Annotated in this window: 15 protein-coding genes and 1 pseudogene; 5 read left to right on the top strand and 11 right to left on the bottom strand. The window is 70.3% G+C overall.

Translation table 11 applies throughout. The features are described 5' to 3' along the window. Positions 1 to 24: 24 nt before the first annotated feature. Both J1M46_RS11050 and J1M46_RS11045 read left to right on the top strand, forming a co-directional pair. On the top strand, positions 25 to 276 hold the full coding sequence (locus J1M46_RS11050; protein WP_206447849.1) for a hypothetical protein: 252 nt from the start codon (positions 25 to 27) through the stop codon (positions 274 to 276). Between the two features lie 9 nt (positions 277 to 285). After that, positions 286 to 1,020: an MBL fold metallo-hydrolase gene (locus J1M46_RS11045; protein WP_206447848.1), complete on the top strand. Its 735-nt coding sequence runs from the start codon at positions 286 to 288 to the stop codon at positions 1,018 to 1,020. 67 nt (positions 1,021 to 1,087) lie between these two features. Here J1M46_RS11045 and J1M46_RS11040 read toward each other — a convergent pair whose 3' ends face one another. The 3 genes from J1M46_RS11040 to J1M46_RS11030 are packed head-to-tail and all read right to left on the bottom strand — an operon-like array spanning position 1,088 to position 3,617. Next, complete coding sequence (locus J1M46_RS11040) at positions 1,088 to 1,309, bottom strand: DUF5302 domain-containing protein (protein WP_206447847.1); 222 nt, start codon at positions 1,307 to 1,309, stop codon at positions 1,088 to 1,090. Beyond that, positions 1,306 to 2,478 (bottom strand): DUF998 domain-containing protein, encoded by a 1,173-nt coding sequence (locus J1M46_RS15845; RefSeq protein WP_206447846.1) that lies wholly within the window; start codon positions 2,476 to 2,478, stop codon positions 1,306 to 1,308. Before J1M46_RS15845 ends, J1M46_RS11040 begins: the two co-directional genes overlap by 4 nt. After that, complete coding sequence (locus tag J1M46_RS11030) at positions 2,475 to 3,617, bottom strand: DUF998 domain-containing protein (protein WP_342384358.1); 1,143 nt, start codon at positions 3,615 to 3,617, stop codon at positions 2,475 to 2,477. Before J1M46_RS11030 ends, J1M46_RS15845 begins: the two co-directional genes overlap by 4 nt. A gap of 78 nt (positions 3,618 to 3,695) precedes the next feature. On the opposite strand from J1M46_RS11030, the gene J1M46_RS11025 reads away from it, so the two are divergent. Next, positions 3,696 to 4,910: a glutaminase gene (locus tag J1M46_RS11025; protein WP_206447845.1), complete on the top strand. Its 1,215-nt coding sequence runs from the start codon at positions 3,696 to 3,698 to the stop codon at positions 4,908 to 4,910. Between the two features lie 9 nt (positions 4,911 to 4,919). Here J1M46_RS11025 and J1M46_RS11020 read toward each other — a convergent pair whose 3' ends face one another. From J1M46_RS11020 to J1M46_RS10990, 7 genes are all read right to left on the bottom strand, one after another. Further along, positions 4,920 to 5,324 (bottom strand): DUF7668 domain-containing protein, encoded by a 405-nt coding sequence (locus tag J1M46_RS11020; RefSeq protein WP_206447844.1) that lies wholly within the window; start codon positions 5,322 to 5,324, stop codon positions 4,920 to 4,922. Then, positions 5,324 to 5,656, bottom strand: coding sequence for a cupin domain-containing protein (locus tag J1M46_RS11015; protein ID WP_206447843.1), 333 nt, complete (start codon positions 5,654 to 5,656; stop codon positions 5,324 to 5,326). Before J1M46_RS11015 ends, J1M46_RS11020 begins: the two co-directional genes overlap by 1 nt. Before the next feature lie 50 nt (positions 5,657 to 5,706). Next, positions 5,707 to 6,750 carry a PDDEXK nuclease domain-containing protein gene (locus tag J1M46_RS11010; RefSeq protein ID WP_342384357.1) on the bottom strand — a complete coding sequence of 348 codons (1,044 nt, stop codon included), beginning with the start codon at positions 6,748 to 6,750 and terminating at the stop codon, positions 5,707 to 5,709. Positions 6,751 to 6,871: 121 nt separating this feature from the next. Beyond that, entirely contained in the window at positions 6,872 to 8,056 is a 1,185-nt protein-coding gene (locus J1M46_RS15840; RefSeq protein WP_206447842.1) for a Wadjet anti-phage system protein JetD domain-containing protein, read from the bottom strand. Then, complete coding sequence (locus J1M46_RS11000) at positions 8,053 to 11,418, bottom strand: ATP-binding protein (protein WP_206447841.1); 3,366 nt, start codon at positions 11,416 to 11,418, stop codon at positions 8,053 to 8,055. Before J1M46_RS11000 ends, J1M46_RS15840 begins: the two co-directional genes overlap by 4 nt. Continuing rightward, positions 11,411 to 12,004 carry a DUF4194 domain-containing protein gene (locus tag J1M46_RS10995; RefSeq protein ID WP_206447840.1) on the bottom strand — a complete coding sequence of 198 codons (594 nt, stop codon included), beginning with the start codon at positions 12,002 to 12,004 and terminating at the stop codon, positions 11,411 to 11,413. Before J1M46_RS10995 ends, J1M46_RS11000 begins: the two co-directional genes overlap by 8 nt. Continuing rightward, positions 12,001 to 13,425 (bottom strand): DUF3375 family protein, encoded by a 1,425-nt coding sequence (locus J1M46_RS10990; RefSeq protein ID WP_206447839.1) that lies wholly within the window; start codon positions 13,423 to 13,425, stop codon positions 12,001 to 12,003. Before J1M46_RS10990 ends, J1M46_RS10995 begins: the two co-directional genes overlap by 4 nt. Positions 13,426 to 13,610: 185 nt before the next feature. Here J1M46_RS10990 and J1M46_RS10985 point away from each other — a divergent pair, with 185 nt between their 5' ends. Further along, entirely contained in the window at positions 13,611 to 14,762 is a 1,152-nt protein-coding gene (locus J1M46_RS10985; RefSeq protein ID WP_206447838.1) for an ImmA/IrrE family metallo-endopeptidase, read from the top strand. Further along, a complete protein-coding gene (locus J1M46_RS10980) occupies positions 14,763 to 15,260 on the top strand; it encodes a DUF4411 family protein (protein WP_206447837.1) in 498 nt (165 codons plus the stop codon). On the opposite strand, the pseudogene J1M46_RS10975 reads toward J1M46_RS10980, so the two are convergent. After that, positions 15,257 to 15,673, bottom strand: a pseudogene (locus tag J1M46_RS10975) (type I restriction enzyme endonuclease domain-containing protein); the annotation flags it as partial. The gene J1M46_RS10980 and the pseudogene J1M46_RS10975 overlap by 4 nt on opposite strands. Between the last annotated feature and the right edge of the window lie 448 nt (positions 15,674 to 16,121).

The following is a 16,121-nucleotide window of genomic DNA, read 5'->3' as shown; positions in this document are numbered from 1 at the left end:
GTCCGACGCGCTTACGATGGCCGCATGGCACCCGATCCGGCCTCGCCGCGGTCGCCGCTGCGCACCATCGGTGCAGCGGTGCTCGTGCTCGCGCTGCTGTTCGCCGTCGCGGCGGTGATCAATGCGGTGGCCCTCCGGGTGCCGGGCTCGGCGCCGCTCGACATCTGGGTGGCGCTGCTGGTGCTCGCCGCCGGGTGCGCCGTGCTGGGCGGCGCCTGCATCGCGTGGGCCATCCGCAGGCACCGCGGTCGCGGCCCCAGCGACGGCAGCGCGTAGGGTCGGGGCATGGTCGACATCGAGCGCATCCTCGCGCCCAACCCTGGCCCGATGACCCTCGACGGCACGAACACCTACGTGCTGGGGGGTGGTCAGGTCGTCGTCGACCCGGGCCCGGCCGATGCCGAGCACGTCGAGCGGCTGGTGGCGCTCGCGCCGCGGCTCATCCTGGTCACCCATCGCCACACCGACCACACGGAGGCCGCCGCGGAGCTCGCGCGCTCGGTCGGCGCCGAGCTGCGCGGCCTCGACCCCGAGCAGTGCCTCGGCGGCGAGCCGCTGATCGACGGCGAGTGGATCCCGGTCGACGACGTCGAGCTGCAGATCCTTGCCACCCCCGGCCACACCTCCGACTCGATCTGCATCGTCGTGCCCGGCCGCGCGGTGCTGACCGGCGACACCATCCTGGGCCGCGGCTCGACCGTGATCACGCACCCGGACGGCTCGGTGGGCGCCTTCCTCGCGAGCCTCGACAAGCTCGAGGCGCTCGGCGAGCTCGAGGTGCTGCCCGGCCACGGCGAGCCGCGCGCGTCGATCGCCGAGGCGGCACGCGAGTACCGCGCGCACCGCAAGGAGCGCCTCGGCGAGGTGCGGGAGGCGCTCGCGGCGTTGGGCACGACGGCTGCTGATGCCAAGGTCGCCGAGGTCACCGACCGCGTCTACCCCGACGTGGACGCGTCGATCCGCTTCGCCGCCGAGGCGTCGATGGCCGCGCAGCTGGCCTACCTGGCCACCACCGACTGAGCGCGCACGACGACGCGACCCGACGCATCCGCCGGGTCGCGTGCAGTCGGGAGGCTGCCGGGCCGGCTCAGCCGCTCTTGCGGCGGTGCACCCGCTTCTGCACAGCGGGACCGGTGTGCGCGCCCTGCACGCCGCCCTGGTCGGCCATGCCCTGGCCGTGGTGGCCCTGCTTCTTCTTCTCGAGGGCCTCGCGGAACTTGCGCCGCTGCGCCTCCTCCGGCGTCTCGCTGCCCTCAGGCGTGTCCGGAGGGGTCTCGACCTCTTCCGGTTCGGCATCGTGACTTGTCATGGCACCACTGTGCCGCGTTGTGCGCCGGATGTCGACCCGGGGGCACCGAGTCGTGCCGACGCATCCGCCCGGTCTGCCGCCGCAGCCCCGATCGCGCGGACGAACACGCTCAGCCAGACGAGGATCAGGCCGCAGGCGGCGAACTCGAAGCCGGTGAAGTTGTAGTAGCCGACCGGCACCCACAGCACGAGTGCGACGCCGGTGCCGAGCACCATCGCGAGCGAGACCACGTGAATGGCACGGGGCAGCATCGGCGCGAACCGCGGCAGGCCGACGCAGAGCGCCGCGAACACCACGACCATGCCGGAGGCGAAGGCGATGTGCAGCCATTCCGCGACGTCGACCCGCACGAGCCCGGTGAGCGCCATGCATGCCCCGATCAGCGCCAGCAGCCGCCCCACCCACTCGGTGCCGCCCCGCTCGGCGCGCCCGGTGACGCGATCGAGGTCGCCGCGCACGTAGCCGCCCATCGTCGCCACCAGCACACCCGAGAGCACGAGCGTGATGTTGAACGCGAAGCCCGAGATGCCGCCGCCCGCCCCGAGCTCGGAGAAGTGCAGCTGCCACCACTGCTCGTTGGAGGCGGTGAGCATCGAGAAGAGCACGCCCACGACCAGGAAGGTCGGCACGAGGGTGCCGAGCGTGCGCGTCGAGATGTCGTCGCCGAGCGGATGCGCGAGGTAGGCGGCCGCGCCGCTCGCGATGCCGCACGCGAGGGCGCCCGCGAAGCCGTCGAGCTCGAGCCCGACGAAGCCCGCCTGGAAGATCTCGCCCGCCGAGAGCGCCCCGAGGTAGCCGAGGCCGAAGGTCACGAGCGCGATCGCGATGACCGCCGTCACCCGCACCGTGCGCCGCAGCCGCCTGCTGAGCGTCGGCAGCGGCACGTCGGAGCGCAGGTTCGCGACCGTGAACGAGGCCGCTGCGGCGAACCCGGTCGTGAATGCCGCTACGCGCGCGACCGAGCCGGCGCCGCCGATCGGGTGCGTGCCACCCTGCAGCACCGCCAGCGCGATGCCGAACGCGGCCACGGCCGCGACGGCCGCGGCGATGACGGCGTGCAGCTCGGCGCGCTCGCGGGTGCCGGCCGCGCGCCCGACGCAGCGCTCGCCCGCGTGCTCGGGCGCACCCGCCGTGCGCCCGACGACCGTCTTGCGCGGTGCCGCGCTCACGCATCCGCCTTCGCACGAGGCAGCAGCGTCGGCCGGGCCGAGGGGCGGGATGCGTCCGGCGCGCAGGCGCTTAGGGTGCGCACGAGCGTGGTCATCCAGACGAAGATGATGCCGACGGCGATCGCCTCGAGGCCCGCGCTGCCGTAGACCTCGCCCGGCCGCCACAGCAGCAGGTTGGCGATCATCGCGGCGCCGGCGCCGACGGTGGTGAGCAGCATCGCGCGCGGCGGGCCCGGCATGACGAGCGTGACCGTGACCGCCGTCACCGCGAACAGCCCGAGCGTGCCGAAGGCGGCGATGTCGTGCGGCAGCCGGCCCGCGCTCAGCGGGCCGTCGCCGGGGCCGTCGCTGAGTGGGAACAGCCCCACGCCGGCGAGCGCGAGCCCGGTGAGCGCGAACAGGATCACCACCGCGCCGATGCCGCGCAGCCGCTCGTCGCCCAGCCAGCGGTGCAGGTCGCGGCCGATGTAGGAGCCGATCGTCGCCACCAGCAGGCCGGCGACGATCACGGTGCCGTTGAACGCCCAGGCGCCCTCGCCGGCACCGAGGCGGGAGAAGTGCAGCTCCCACCAGCGCGGGTCGGCGGCGGTGATCATCGCGAAGACCGTGCCGATGGTCAGGAAGGCGAACAGCAGGTTGGCCAGGTCGCGGGTGCGCAGCTGGATGCCGGCCTGGAAGGCGAGCCAGCCGCCGGCCGAGCTCGCGATCGCCGTCAGCAGCGCGCCGCCGACCGCCGGCGCCTGGAGGCCCTGCAGGCCCAGCGCCAGGATCTCGCCTCCGGTGAGCACCGCCATCGCGGTGACGGCGGCGAAGGCGAGCGTGAGGGCGACGGTCGAGACGTGGGAGACGGCGCGCTGCCACGGCGGCATCGGTGCGGTCTCGTGGCGGCGGTGCAGCAGCGTGCTGAGCACGAACGCGGTCGCCGCGATGAGCGCGGCGATGCCGGCGGCCGGCACCGTGACCGTCGGCTCGCCGAGGTCGCCGGCGATCGGTCGGGGTCCGCCCGCCAGCGCCACCAGCCCGAAGGCGAGGCCGGCGGCGAAGCAGGCCCACGCCGCGAGGATCGCCTGCGACTCGCGCCGCCTGGCGCCCGGACCCGGCGCCGTCGGTGCCGGGCGTGCCCGCTTGCCTGCCTCCACGCATCCGATCGAACCACGCACGGCCGACGCAGCGGTGACCGCCACGGCCGCTCAGCCCATCTGGCATACGCTCGGGCCATGCGCTCACCCGTGCCCGACTACCTGGACGAGGTGCGCGAGACGTGCATCGCCGACGGCGACGAGGGGAAGCTCGCCGACTACATCCCCGAGCTCGCCGCGGCCGAGCCCGACCGCTTCGGCATCGCGATCTGCACGATCGACGGCACCGTGTACGCGGTCGGCGACGCCGAGCACCGCTTCACGATCCAGTCACTGTCGAAGCCCTTCGCGTACGCGCTGGCGCTCGCCGACCGCGGGCTCGACGAGGTGCTCGAGCACGTGGGGGTGGAGCCCTCGGGCGATGCCTTCAACGAGATCTCGCTCGAGGACAGCGGGCGGCCGCGCAACCCGATGATCAACATCGGTGCGATCACGACGCACGCGCTGGTGGGGCCGCCCGAGGCGAGCGCCGCCGAGAGCACCCGGCGAGTGATCGAGGGGCTCTCGGCCTTCGCCGGGCGCGCGCTCGAGGTCGACGAGCAGGTCTACGACTCCGAGCGCGAGACGGCTGACCGCAACATGGCGCTCGCCTACATGGTGCGGGCGAACGGACACCTGCAGGATGAGCCGCACGACGCCGTCGACGGCTACACGCGCCAGTGCTCGGTGCTCGTCGATGTGCGCGACCTGGCGGTGATGGCGATGACGCTCGCCTCCAGCGGCCGCAACCCGCTCACCGGCGAGCAGGTGGTGCCGGCGTGGGTGTGCCGGCAGGTGCTGAGCGTGATGGCGACGTGCGGCATGTACGACGCGGCCGGCGACTGGATGACGCAGGTCGGCATCCCCGCCAAGAGCGGCGTCTCGGGCGGCGTGCTCGGCTCGTTGCCCGGTCAGCTGGGCATCGGCGTGTTCTCGCCGCGGCTCGACGAGTTCGGCAACAGCGTGCGCGGCGTGCGCGCCTGCGAGCGGCTCTCGCGCGACATGGGCCTGCACCTGATGCAGGCGCCGGAGCTCGCTTCGCACGTGCTCCACGGCGTGGTCGATCCCGACGATGATGGCGATCGGATGCGTGAGGTCAACCTGCAGGGCGTCATGCACTTCGCGGCGGCTGAGGTGGCGCTCCGCGAGCTGGAGCGGGTGCCGGAGGATGCCGCGCCCGTGCTGGTCGACCTGTCTCGTGTCTCCTCCGCCAACGACGTCGGGCGGCGGATGCTGCGGGAGGGAGTGCGGCGCCTGCGGCGCGACGGGCACGACGTGCGCGTGGCCGATCCGGACGGCATCCTCGAGGGCTGACGGCCCCGCTCAGTGCTCGGCGGGTGGCGGGGGTGCCGCCGCGAACCCGATGACCTCGTAGTGCTCGAGGTCGTCGCCCGGCTCGAGCGTCAGCCGCACCAGCGCGCTGCGCCCTGCGGGCCCGTGTGCCGTCCACAGCGGCACCCAGGCTTGGAGCGCCGGCGGATCCGCGTCGGGCACCGGATGCAGCTCCAGCTGGCTCGCGAACTGCTGCCAGGCATCGTTCGGCATCGCGACGAGCGTCTCGCCCGCGGCGTCGAGCTCACGCCGCAGCTCATCGGCGCTCAGCGCGCTGTGCCTGCGCGCGAGCAGGTCCACCTCGTGGTGCGCAAGCAGCGTTGCGGCCACCCGCAGCACGAGCTGCTGCCTGCGCGCTATTGCGATGCTCTCCTCAGCCGAGGGTTGCTCGGTCATCAGCGCAGCTTCGCGACCGTGAGCAGGATCGCCGCATCTTCCTCGGCGACGAGGTCGTGCCGGGCGTCGGGCACGATCAGCAGATCGCCCTGGCGTGCCTGCCATGAGGCATCGGCGGTCGAGAGCCGCACCCGCCCGCGCAGCACGTAGATGGTGGCCTCGCCGGGGTTCTCGTGCTCGTTCAGCACGGTGCCCTCGGTCATGCCGATGACGGTCTGCCGCAGCACCTTCTCGTGACCGCCGAAGACGGTGTCGGCCGCGCGACCGCTGCTCGCGAGGGCGGCAGAGCCCAGCTGCTGGCGCGCGAGGGCCTCGATCGAGATCTTCTGCATGTCGCCAGGCTACGGATGCCGTACGCAGTTCGCCAGCGGGTCCCGCCCGATCATTGCCGCCGCGCGATGCGCTCCTGCGCCGCTCGGTAGATCTCCGTGATCCGCTGCTGGAGCTCTGCTTTGGGTGGGAGTGCCGTCCAGTATTCAGCGACAGCGATCCCTTCCTTGTGCATCTCCAGGAGCTCGATCTGCTCACGACTGGCCTCGGTGCAGAGAATCAGGCCGATGGGCGGCTCCTCGTCCGGCCGACGCTCGTACCGATCGAGCCATTTCAGGTAGAGCTTTATCTGCCCCTCGTGCGCCGCCTTGAATCGACCGACCTTCAGCTCGACGGCGATGAGTCGGTGCAGGGGTCGCGAGTAGAAGAGCAAGTCAAGGTAGAAGTCTTCGTTGTCGATCGTCATGCGCTTCTGGCGAGCGACGAAGGTCCACCCGTTGCCGACTTCGAGCAGGAACGACTCCAGGTCGCGAACGATCGCTTCTTCCAGATCGCGTTCGGCGTAGGTGTCCTTGAGGCCGAGAAAGTCGAGCAAGTACGGATCGCGGAAACTATCGGTCGGAACCATCGAGCCGCCAGGCGTTTGCGCGTTGGCGATCTCCTTGCGCTCGAATCCTTGCCGTCCAATGAGGTCGCGCAGCGCTCGAACGCTCAGGCCTCCCGACACCGCTTGGTCGATGTAGAAAGCGCGTGCTTCAGTCGTGCGGACCGGCAGGATCTCCTTGAGGTGCGACCAGCTCAATTGTTGCGACAGCGTCGCAACAGAGTCGAGGTCGGGGAACTGCTGCGTAAACCGCACCATCCGCGTCAGGTTCGTTCGATCGAACCCTCGGCCGAATCGTCCAGTCAATTGTTGCGACAGAGTGGCAACAATCTCTTGGTCGTAGGCCGCTCGCTTCTGCTTCAGGACCTCTACGTCGATCATGTGACCGATGTGCCAGTTCATCAGCGTCAACGCAGAGTTCGTCTGCATCGCGACGATGCCTCGGGTCTGCTCGACCAGCGTCGACACGCGATCCACGAGTGCGCCGGGCCCGGCCTCGGCAGCCTCGATCGCTCCACGTAACGGCGCGAGATCCTTGTTCTCGTCATGCACGTTCTCTCCTTGTCCTAGTTCGCTGGCCAGTCAAGATATGGGGCACCACCGACAGAGAGTGCAGTGCAGGGATCGCTTGAGTTCGCGCGCTCGGGCGGCCAGGTGTCGTCGCAGCCAGCGACTATGCGCCGAGTTGTCGCACGACATGTCTCCAGTCGAGGCGCTCCTGCTCCAGCCGCAGTGCCTGTGCATACCGGGCGGTGACCAGATCCTCGTACAGCTCGCGCTCGGCGGCGCTCAGGCGGGGCAGGGACGCGTTCGTCGGGGTCGGCTCGGTGCCCCAGCGCGACTCGTGCGCGAGGAGCGTCTCGCGATCCATGAGCACGGAGCGCACACCCGGGAGGTGGCCGCGCACCCGGTTGAGGATGGCGAACCCGTGTGTGTCCAGATCGCCCCAGTAGTCGACCACGCCGCCTGCGGCGGCCTCCTGGAGCCAATCGAGGGCGGTCGGCGAGCCGGCGTCGTAGCCGCGGCCCCACACGACCACGCCGCCGTCGGGGATCGGCGCGCTCAGGTAGCTCACCTCGTTCTCGATGATCACCGCCCGGCGCACCTGTGGCCGCAGGGCGGCGAGCTCGGACACCCGCAGCGTCGCCTCCGTGACGCCTGCAGGCATCCCGAGCACACGCGGGTCGAAGCGCAGCCGCACAGACCCGGGCTTGGCCGCCAGCCCGAGCTCGGCGAGGAAGCCGCTCGCGCCGGTGCTGACGCCCAGCAGTCTGGCGAGCACGGACCGGTGCCGCTCGACGAGCTTCGTGTCGACCCCAGGGGCGTCGATCTCGCGCAGATAGCGGCCGCTGCCGCGATGCCAGTCGAGCCAGTCTCGCGCGGCGAGGATCGCCGGCCATTCGGCGGCGAGCTCCACCGCGCGCAGCGGGTTCGCGAGCACCCACTCGCGGGCTGCCGGCGTCGTGGCCGAGATGCGCAACAGCTCGTCGAACGTCGTGACCGCGCCATCGCGCCCGCCGACACCGAGCAGCCGCACGGCCTGCTCGAACGTGTCGACCACCACCCTGCCGGGCAGCGCGCTGCGACCGAGGTGCCGACCGCCGATCGAGACCATCTCGATCCGGAATGCGCGACCGCCCTCGGCGGCCCGCTCGATCGCGGCCGCCCACTGCCGCGCCGCGTCGAGCCGCTCTGCCAGGTCGGCGCTGCTCGGCCCTCGCAGCGGCACGTCGATGGGCTCGAAGGGCTCGCCGGTGGCGCGCCGGCGCAGCAGCGCACCGCTCGCCCATCGCTTGCGCACCCGCGCGGCGACATCCGCCGGTGCGGTCCAGCCCGAGGGGCCGGCAGGCCGAGTCACCGCTCTGCCTCCCGGCGCTCGCGGAACTCCTCGACGGTGAGCGTGTGCACTCGCGAGGCGGCGCCCTCCGGATTGTCGACGAACCCTATCGAGTGCACGTACGGCTCGATGACGTGCACCTTCTGCAGCGGCGTCACGATCAGCAGCTGCAGCCCGAGCTTCGCGAACAGCTCGAGGGCATACCGCGTCGACTGGTCGGAGCCGCGGCCGAAGGCCTCGTCGATCACCGCGAAGCGGAAGTCCTTCGACTTCTCGACCCCCCACTCGAGCCCGAACTGGTAGGCGAGCGAGGCGGCGAGGATCGTGTAGGCGAGCTTCTCCTTCTGCCCGCCCGACTTCCCGTCGGAGTCGGTGTAGTGCTCGTGCTCGCGGCCGGTCTCCCTGTCGCGCTCGGAGGCGGCGAAGGTGTACCAGTTGCGCACGTCGGTCACGCGCGCCGTCCATGCGCGGTCGCCGTCGCTCGATCCCTCGCGCCCGCGGAAGCGGCTGATCAGGCTCCGCACCCGCTCGAACCGCTGCCCGTCATCGTCGACGTCGCCGATCAGATCGCTGGTCGCAGCCCGCAGCTCGGCGCGGAACTCGCGGATCTCCGTGTTCGGGGTCGGCTCGGCGACGAGCTCGATGATGCGACCCGGGTTGTAGTCGATCGCGCTGAGCGCCTCGTTGATCGTGTGCACCCGCTCGCGGATCTCCTCGGCCTGCCGGCTGAGCCAGTGGTTGAAGCCGGCGAGATCCCTGATCGCCTCGGTATCGAGTTGCCGCTTGAACTCCGCCTCGAACCGGGGCAGGTCATCCGTCTTGACCCGTTCGTGGATGCGGCGGAACTCGCCGATCGCGGCGATGCTCGCGTCCGTCTCCTGCGCGAGCTCGGGCCAGCGCCGCAGCACCTCGCCCATCTGGTGCAGCAGCGCCGTCGTGTAGCCGGCGGCCTCGCGCTGCGCGGCCTCGATCTCCTTGGTGAGCTCGCCGGTGAGGCTCGCTCTGAGCGCGTCGAGCTCGTCCGCGGCACTCGCGGAGCGCTTGCCCACTCGCGTGGCGATCGCGGGGTATCGCTCGCGGGCGAACGCGAGCTCGGCATCGGGCACCGCCGCGAGCGCGTCCTCCTCGCGGCTGCGCCGGGCCTCCAGCCGCTCGAGCTCCGACTCGATGCGGCCGAGCGCCTTCACCGCAGTGCCGTGCTCGGCATCGACCGTCGCCCGTTCGCCCGCGAGCTGCTCGAGCCGTCGGTCGATCTCCTGCAGCCGCGAGGAGCCCGCCAGGATCCGCTCCCGTTCGCCCCGCAGCTCGGCGAGGGCCGCCGCTGCCGTCTCGCGGTCGAGCTCAGCCCACGATCCGCTCTCCTCGATCCGCACGAGCGCCTCGAGCAGTGCTGCCAGCTCGCGCTCGCGACGGTCGATGGCGGCGAGCCGCTCATCGACGGCGGCGATGCGCTCCAGCAGCCCGTCGCGCTCGACGCCGAGCGCCCGGATCTGCTGCTCGTTCGAGCGCCCCAGCACCCAGCGCCTGGCGTCCGAGACCCGGTGCCGGTCGTCCTTCTCGTGGCGGTCCCGGTCACGCACCAGCCCCTCGCGGGTGACGGCGCGGTCCTCCCGCGCAAGCTCCGACGCGTTCGCGACCAGCTTGTGCTCCGCGCGCCGCGCGAGCTCGGCAGTGAGGTACTCGGCGAGCGGGCCCGGTTCGATCTCGAGCACGTCGACGAGGCGCAGGCCGCCGCTCGATGCGATCGGCGTCGCACGCACCTGCCGCTCCGGCACGCGGTAGTAGACCAGCCTGGCGTTCAGGTGCCGTGCGTTCACCCAGGTCGAGACGTCCGCGTACTGCGCCTGCGGCACGAGCAGGCTGAGGGCGAAGGGCCGCAGCACGCGCTCTGCGGCGCCGCGCCACTCGGCATGCTCGGCGCGCACGTCGACGAGCTCGCCGACGAACGGCAGTGCGTCCTCGCTGACGCCCAGCGCTTGGCAGAGTGCGGCGCGCACGTCGACGAGTGCGCTGGGCAGGTTGTTGCGGCGCGACTCGAGGCTGGCGATCTCCGCCTCGATCTCGCGCTCCCGCTGCGCGTCTGCGCCGCGTTCGAAGACGAGCGGATGCCGTTCCGTCGACAGGCGAGCGCGCTCGGCCTCGGCGCGGGGCTGGGCCGCCCGTGCTTCCTCGAGCCGTGCGCGGAAGGCCTCCTCCGACCCGACCGGCTCGAGCCCGACGGCTTCGAGGTGGCCGGTGAACCGGGCGCGACGCTCGGTGCGTGAGCGCAGGCGCTCCTCGGCCTCCGGGATGTCGGCGTCGATGCGGGTCAGCCGATCGCCACCGGCGTCGAGCCGCTCTGCCTGCAGCGCGTCGCGCTCGAGCGCGAGCTCGGTTCTGCGCCGCTCGAGCGCCGAACTGCGCTCCTCCGCCTGCGCGTGCTCGGCGCGACCGCGTTCCTGTGCGTCGCCCAGCACCTCGAGCGTGCGCTCCGTGAAGTAGAGCGTGAGCCCGCCGCGCTCGGCCTCGTGCGCCGCCCGCCGGGCAGTGGCCGCCTCGAACTTGTCGGCTGCCGAGACGATCGGGTCGAGCAGCGTGAGCTGCTCCGTGGCGCGCTGCACGGCCTCGTGCGCCTTCGTGAGGTTCTCGAAGTGGTCGACGATCGTCGTGACCCTGGTCGACGCATCCGCCGGTTCGAGCATGTGGCTGCGCACGAAGTCGTTGAGGTTGCCGACCGACTTCATCGAGACGGTCTGGTGGAAGAGCTCCATCGCCTGCTCGGAGGTGATGCCCAGCAGCCTGCGCATGCGGCGCGCGTAGTCGGGGAAGGTCGTGTCGATCTCGGCGCCCCGCGAGCGCAGGCGTGCGCGCAGCGTCTTCAGCTCGCTGCCGAAGTCGCTGAAGTCGTCGGCGATGCTCAGCCGCTCGCCGGCGACGACGTAGAAGCGCTCAGGCTGGCCCGCGCGATCCTTCTGGTGGAACACCTGCGCGATCGTGACCGTCTCGCCGTAGCCCTCGTTGGCGAAGACGCCCAGGATGACCGAGTACGACGTGTGGTCGCGCAGGCCCACCGGGCGGGATGCGCCGGTCGCCTCGTTGCGCTCGGAGCGGTGGTGCCCCTCGACGTAGCTGCGGAGGGTGCGCTCCTTGGTCGCCGCGCCCGCGGCCTTGTTGTACGAGATCTTGTGCGCAGGCAGCAGCAGCGTCGTGAGCGCGTCGACGAGCGTCGACTTGCCGCTGCCGATGTCGCCGGTGAGCAGCGAGGTGGTGCCCGCGGGGCCGAGCTCCCAGACCCGACGGTCGAACGTGCCCCAGTTGTAGACCTCGAGCGCGTGCAGCCGGTACCCGGTGCGCAGTGCGGCGGATGCGTCCAGCTCGAGGGCGGAGAAGAGGGTGTCAGTCATGGGCCGGGTGCTCCTCACGGCTGTTCGCGTACTCGGTGAGCTTTCCCTCGAAGTCCGACATCGTCTCGGCGTCGACGTACGCCTTCAGGATCCGCCGCACCTCCCATGCCCTGCGCTGCCCGCGCAGCTCGGCGAGGAAGCCCAGCTTCACCACGTGCCCGATCGTGAGGTCGACGTTCTGGAGGATGCGCGCCTCGTTCGTGGAGTCGGGCAGGAACAGGCGCAGCATCTCGACGATCTGCTCGTGCTCGAGCACGAGCTTGCCCTCGTCGCCGCCTGCCTCGAACTCGGCCAGCCGCTTGCGCAGCAGCAGGAGCAGCAGGCTGACGGGGTAAGTGAGTGCGCGGCGCTTGACGAGCCGCGGCAGCGGCTCTTCGCCCTCTTCGGGTTCGACCGTCTTGAGGTAGGCGTAGCCTTCGATCTCATCGATGACCGCGCGCAGCCCGATGCGGGCGAAGTGATCCTGCACGCCTGCCTGCTCGCGCTCGAGGGTGCGCCAGACCTCCTCGTGGGTGCCCCGGTAGACGACGCCCTGCATGAGCTTGACGATGGCGGTCGCGACCGCCTGCTGCTCCGGCGTCCTCATCGGCGCGTCACCGTCGCGCGGGGCAGGCGAGCGCGGCGCGCAGTGCCGACGGCATCCGTGTAATCGATGGTCGTCTCCTCGTCGTCATGCAGCTCGACCTCGAACTCGTCGCCGGTGAGGGAGAGGTAGCCGAGGATCTCGGCGACGCCCTCCTCGACCGGGTAGAGCTCGAGCACCTCGGCGAGCTCGGCGGTGGATCGCGGTGGCACGATCGCGCGGATGTTGTCGGCGAGCCGTGCGGTGTCGATGAACCGCTGCGCGAACAGCGCGTCGTAGTCGGCGATGCTCTCCTCCTCGGGCGCGATGAGGCTGTCGACCCGGGTCTCGGGCTGCGGGCTGTACAGCGGCCGCTCGAAGGGCAGCTCGACGGTGAGGCCCGGCACGTCGATCGTGAGCGCGAGCTCGGGCGGGTCGCTGCGCACGCGCAGCGCCGCCTGCTCGACTGAGCGCACCAGGTCGAGCACGCGGCGGTTCTCGAGCCAGGCCCGGTCCTCGAGGAACCTGCGCAGCTGCTCGGTGAGGTTGCGCACCGTCTGCTGGGTGCGCTCGGCAGCGTCTGCCCAGTCGTGGTGCACGAACCGAAGCCTGCGGTCTGCGCGCACCGCGGGCATCCCCTGCACCGCGACGACCAGCTCGGCGAGCTCTGCCTGCCGCGCGCCGGAGAGGAGGAACTCGTAGAACGCCTGGAAGCTGCGGCCCTGGTCGGAGGCGGCGATGTCGGTGCGGCTGGTCACGAGCTCGTCGAGGAGCGCGCCCTTGCTGCCGTCCCAGCCCGCGATGCGCTCGCGGGCAGAGCGGTCGAGGCCGCGGAAGTTCTCCTCCACCTCGCGGAAGTCCGAGAGCAGCTCGCGCGCCGTGGATGAGAAGAGCTGATACCGATCGCGCACCGCGGTCTCGTCGAGCAGTTCGGCGCGGCCGTCGCGCACCGCGGCGATCTCGTCGTCGATCGCCGCGCGGCGACGCTCGAGCTCGACGATGCGCGTCTCGGGGTCGGCCTCGCTGCCGTGCACGATCTGGCGGAGCAGCTCGATGAGCGTGTGGAGCCTGGATTCGGTGCCGACGAACGAGCGCTGCTGCAGCCCCTCGACCCACCGGTAGGCCTTCTCGAGCGCGGGCATCGCGTCGTAGTGCACCTCGTCGGAGTCGACCGGATAGAACTTGCGCAGCCAGCCGCGTGCTGGATCGGCCCAGTCGTCGAGGTAGGCCTGCGGCTGCCGCGGGTACGCGTCCGGATCGCGCTGCCGCACCGCGTACAGGTGGTCGTCGAGCGCGTCGATGAGCCGGCTCGCGGGCGTCGGCCCCTCGTTCTCCTCGACGAAGTGCAGCCCGAGGAACGACAGCACGAGCGGCGCGCTGCTCGCGCGCAGCAGCTTCCACGCCGGGTGCCGGTCGCGGAGCGCTTCGAAGTCGTCGAGGTCCACGGTTCCAGGGTACGGGCGGCCGCCCACGACTGTCGCGGTCGAGGCAAAGAGAAGACCCGCTCTCCGAGGAGAACGGGTGGGTTCCAGCAGGCTACTGCACAATGGCACGGCCCCGAGCATCCACAGGCTGAATGGGGCGGCAGACTCTAGGCTGAACGCACTCGAGTCGGACAGGAGGTGCAAATTTGGCCACGACCGTCGAAGTCGCCCCCGCCGTGCTCGCATGGGCGCAGGAACGATCCCGTCGGGACCCGGGTGCCTACGCGTCCAAATTCGGTTCTTGGGAGTCCTGGCTCGCGGGCGAAAAGAAGCCGACGATCAAGCAGCTCGAGGAGCTCGCAAAGTACGCCCATGTGCCGTTCGGTGTGTTCTTCCTCGACAAGCCACCAGTCGTCGAACTGCCGATCCCGGACTATCGACTCGGCGTGACTGGTGACCGCGCGACACCCAGCCAGGATCTCCTCGCCGTCATCGAGCTCAGCCAGCAGCGCCAGGGCTGGTTCCGCGACTACGCCCTTGAGCACGGTCTCGGCGACGCACGCTTTGCCGGTGCCACTGAGCAGGACGAGGTGCGCGAGGTCGCCGCGCGCGCGACGGAGGAGCTCGATTTCGACGTACGCCGCCGCAGCGGCATGACGCGCGACGGTGCCCGTAACCATCTGCGTCGACGCTTCGAGGAGAGAGGCGGCCTTGCCGTCATCACCAGCATGGTCGGCAATGACACGCACCGACCGCTGGACCGGCGTGAGTTCAGGGGTTTCACGCTTGCTGATGAGACCGCGCCGCTCGTCTTCGTCAACGCGAACGACGACTCCAAGAGTGGGCAGTTGTTCACGTTCCTGCACGAGTACGGCCACGTACTGCTGCGCCGCTCCGGCGTGAGTGATGAGGAGTTCGGCGAGGTGACTGCAGGCGTCGAAGGCTGGTGCAACGCCTTCGCCGCAGAAGTGCTTGTGCCCGAAGCAGACCTGGAGGCACAGTTCCGGCCAGAGGTCGACGTGCACGTCGAGCTTGAGCGATTGGCTGGTCGATACCTCTGCAGCACGCTCGTCATCGTGCTGAAGCTCCGCGATGCGCGGCTGGTGAGGCGTGAGGGATTCGACGATCTCTACCGCGCCGTGGAACAGCGCGCTCGCGAAGCCTTTGAACGGTCTCGCACCGCCAGCAAGGGGGGCGATTTCTATGCGAACCAGCCCTTCCGTATTGGCGAACGGTTCTCCAGAGCAGTGCTCGCGGGTGTCGCGGAGGGAAAGACCGGCTACACCGACGCTTTCCGTCTACTGGGATTGCGGAGCGCGGAGCAGCTCGGGAAGTACGCGAAGCAGTTGGGCATGTAATTGTTCCTCATCGATGCGAACGTCCTGATCACGGCGAAGAACCGGCACTACGGAATGGACTTCGTGCCTGGGTTCTGGCGATGGCTCGCAGACGAACACGACGAACTCGGATTGCGTTCGATCGATGCGGTGCGCCATGAGCTGTTCGCGCAGGACGACGAATTGGCTGCCTGGACGAAGGAGTTGCCATCGTCGTTCTGGCTGGAGGAGACCGAGAAGGATGTCGCCGTGCTGCGCGCCGTCGCGCAGTGGACGATGTCGGAGGAGCGCGCGTACCGTTCGAGCGCGCAGGCAGAATTCCTTGACAACGCTGACTACCGCCTCGTCGCCATGGCGCATGCTGGCGCTCATGTGATCGTTACGCACGAAGTGCCGGCGCCGGATTCGAAGTCGAAGATCAAGATCCCTGACGCAGCTGCAGCGTTCGGTGTCGTGTGTCGAGAACCGTTTGGCGTACTCCGTGAGTCGGGACTGCTGCTCGGACACCGCGTCGGTTAGCGGGTCCGTATAGCGCCGCTGCGCTCCACCGAGTACCGCGGCGCCATCTGCTCCATCTGATCCATCACGAGCCTGATCGCCTCCGGCTGCTGGTCCGGCGGATACCCGTGCTTCACCAGCAGCCGCTTGATCGACGAGCGCAGCTTCGCCCGCACATCGTCGCGCACGGTCCAATCGGTGCGCACATCGCGCCGCATCACCGACACCAGTTCGCGGGCGATGTCCGCGAGGATGCCTTCGCCCTGCAACGCGACAGCCGACTCGTTCTGCGCGACCGCGTCGAAGAACGCCAGCTCGTCGTCGTTCAGCGGCGGCGCGAAACGCTGCCCGCGACCGGCATCGGCGGCGATCTCCTTCGCGAGCTCGACGAGCTCGGCGATCACTTCGGCCGACGTCAGCTGCTGGTTCGTGTGCTCCGTGCGGACCGGCGAGATGGACGATCAGCCCCACACCCACGGCAATGTCGATAGTTCGAACGCGAGAACGATGCGCGGAGCTGACTGCTCCCGACTGCGGCGCGAGCAGCTTGACTTCTCGGCCGCCGAACGCACGCACTTGGGGCTGGCCGTTCTCACTCTCGCCAAACGACGCACTGATACAAGCGCCGCCTCGCTCGAACAGCTCGTGCTCGCGCGCGATCTCGAGTCCGGCAGTCTCGAGGTCAAGCTAGTCGTAGCGTTCGGTTGGAATCGGCACAGTCAGTTTGCGTCAATTGGACGGCGCGCTGTTAAAGGCAATGCCGTTCGGTTAGCCGTCGGGGCCGGGGGTCAAGATTCTGGTGTGGAGTGTCGCGGGATAGGTGCGTCGGTCGATCTCGCGGCCCTTGGCCCGGTACTTGGAGATGGCGCGTTTGATCACGCG

It is taken from the genome of Agrococcus sp. KRD186 (genome assembly GCF_017168255.1).
Taxonomy (GTDB): Bacteria; Actinomycetota; Actinomycetes; order Actinomycetales; family Microbacteriaceae; genus Agrococcus.
The sequence above is the reverse complement of the archived record's forward strand: the minus strand, read 5'-3'. Positions and strand labels throughout refer to the sequence as shown.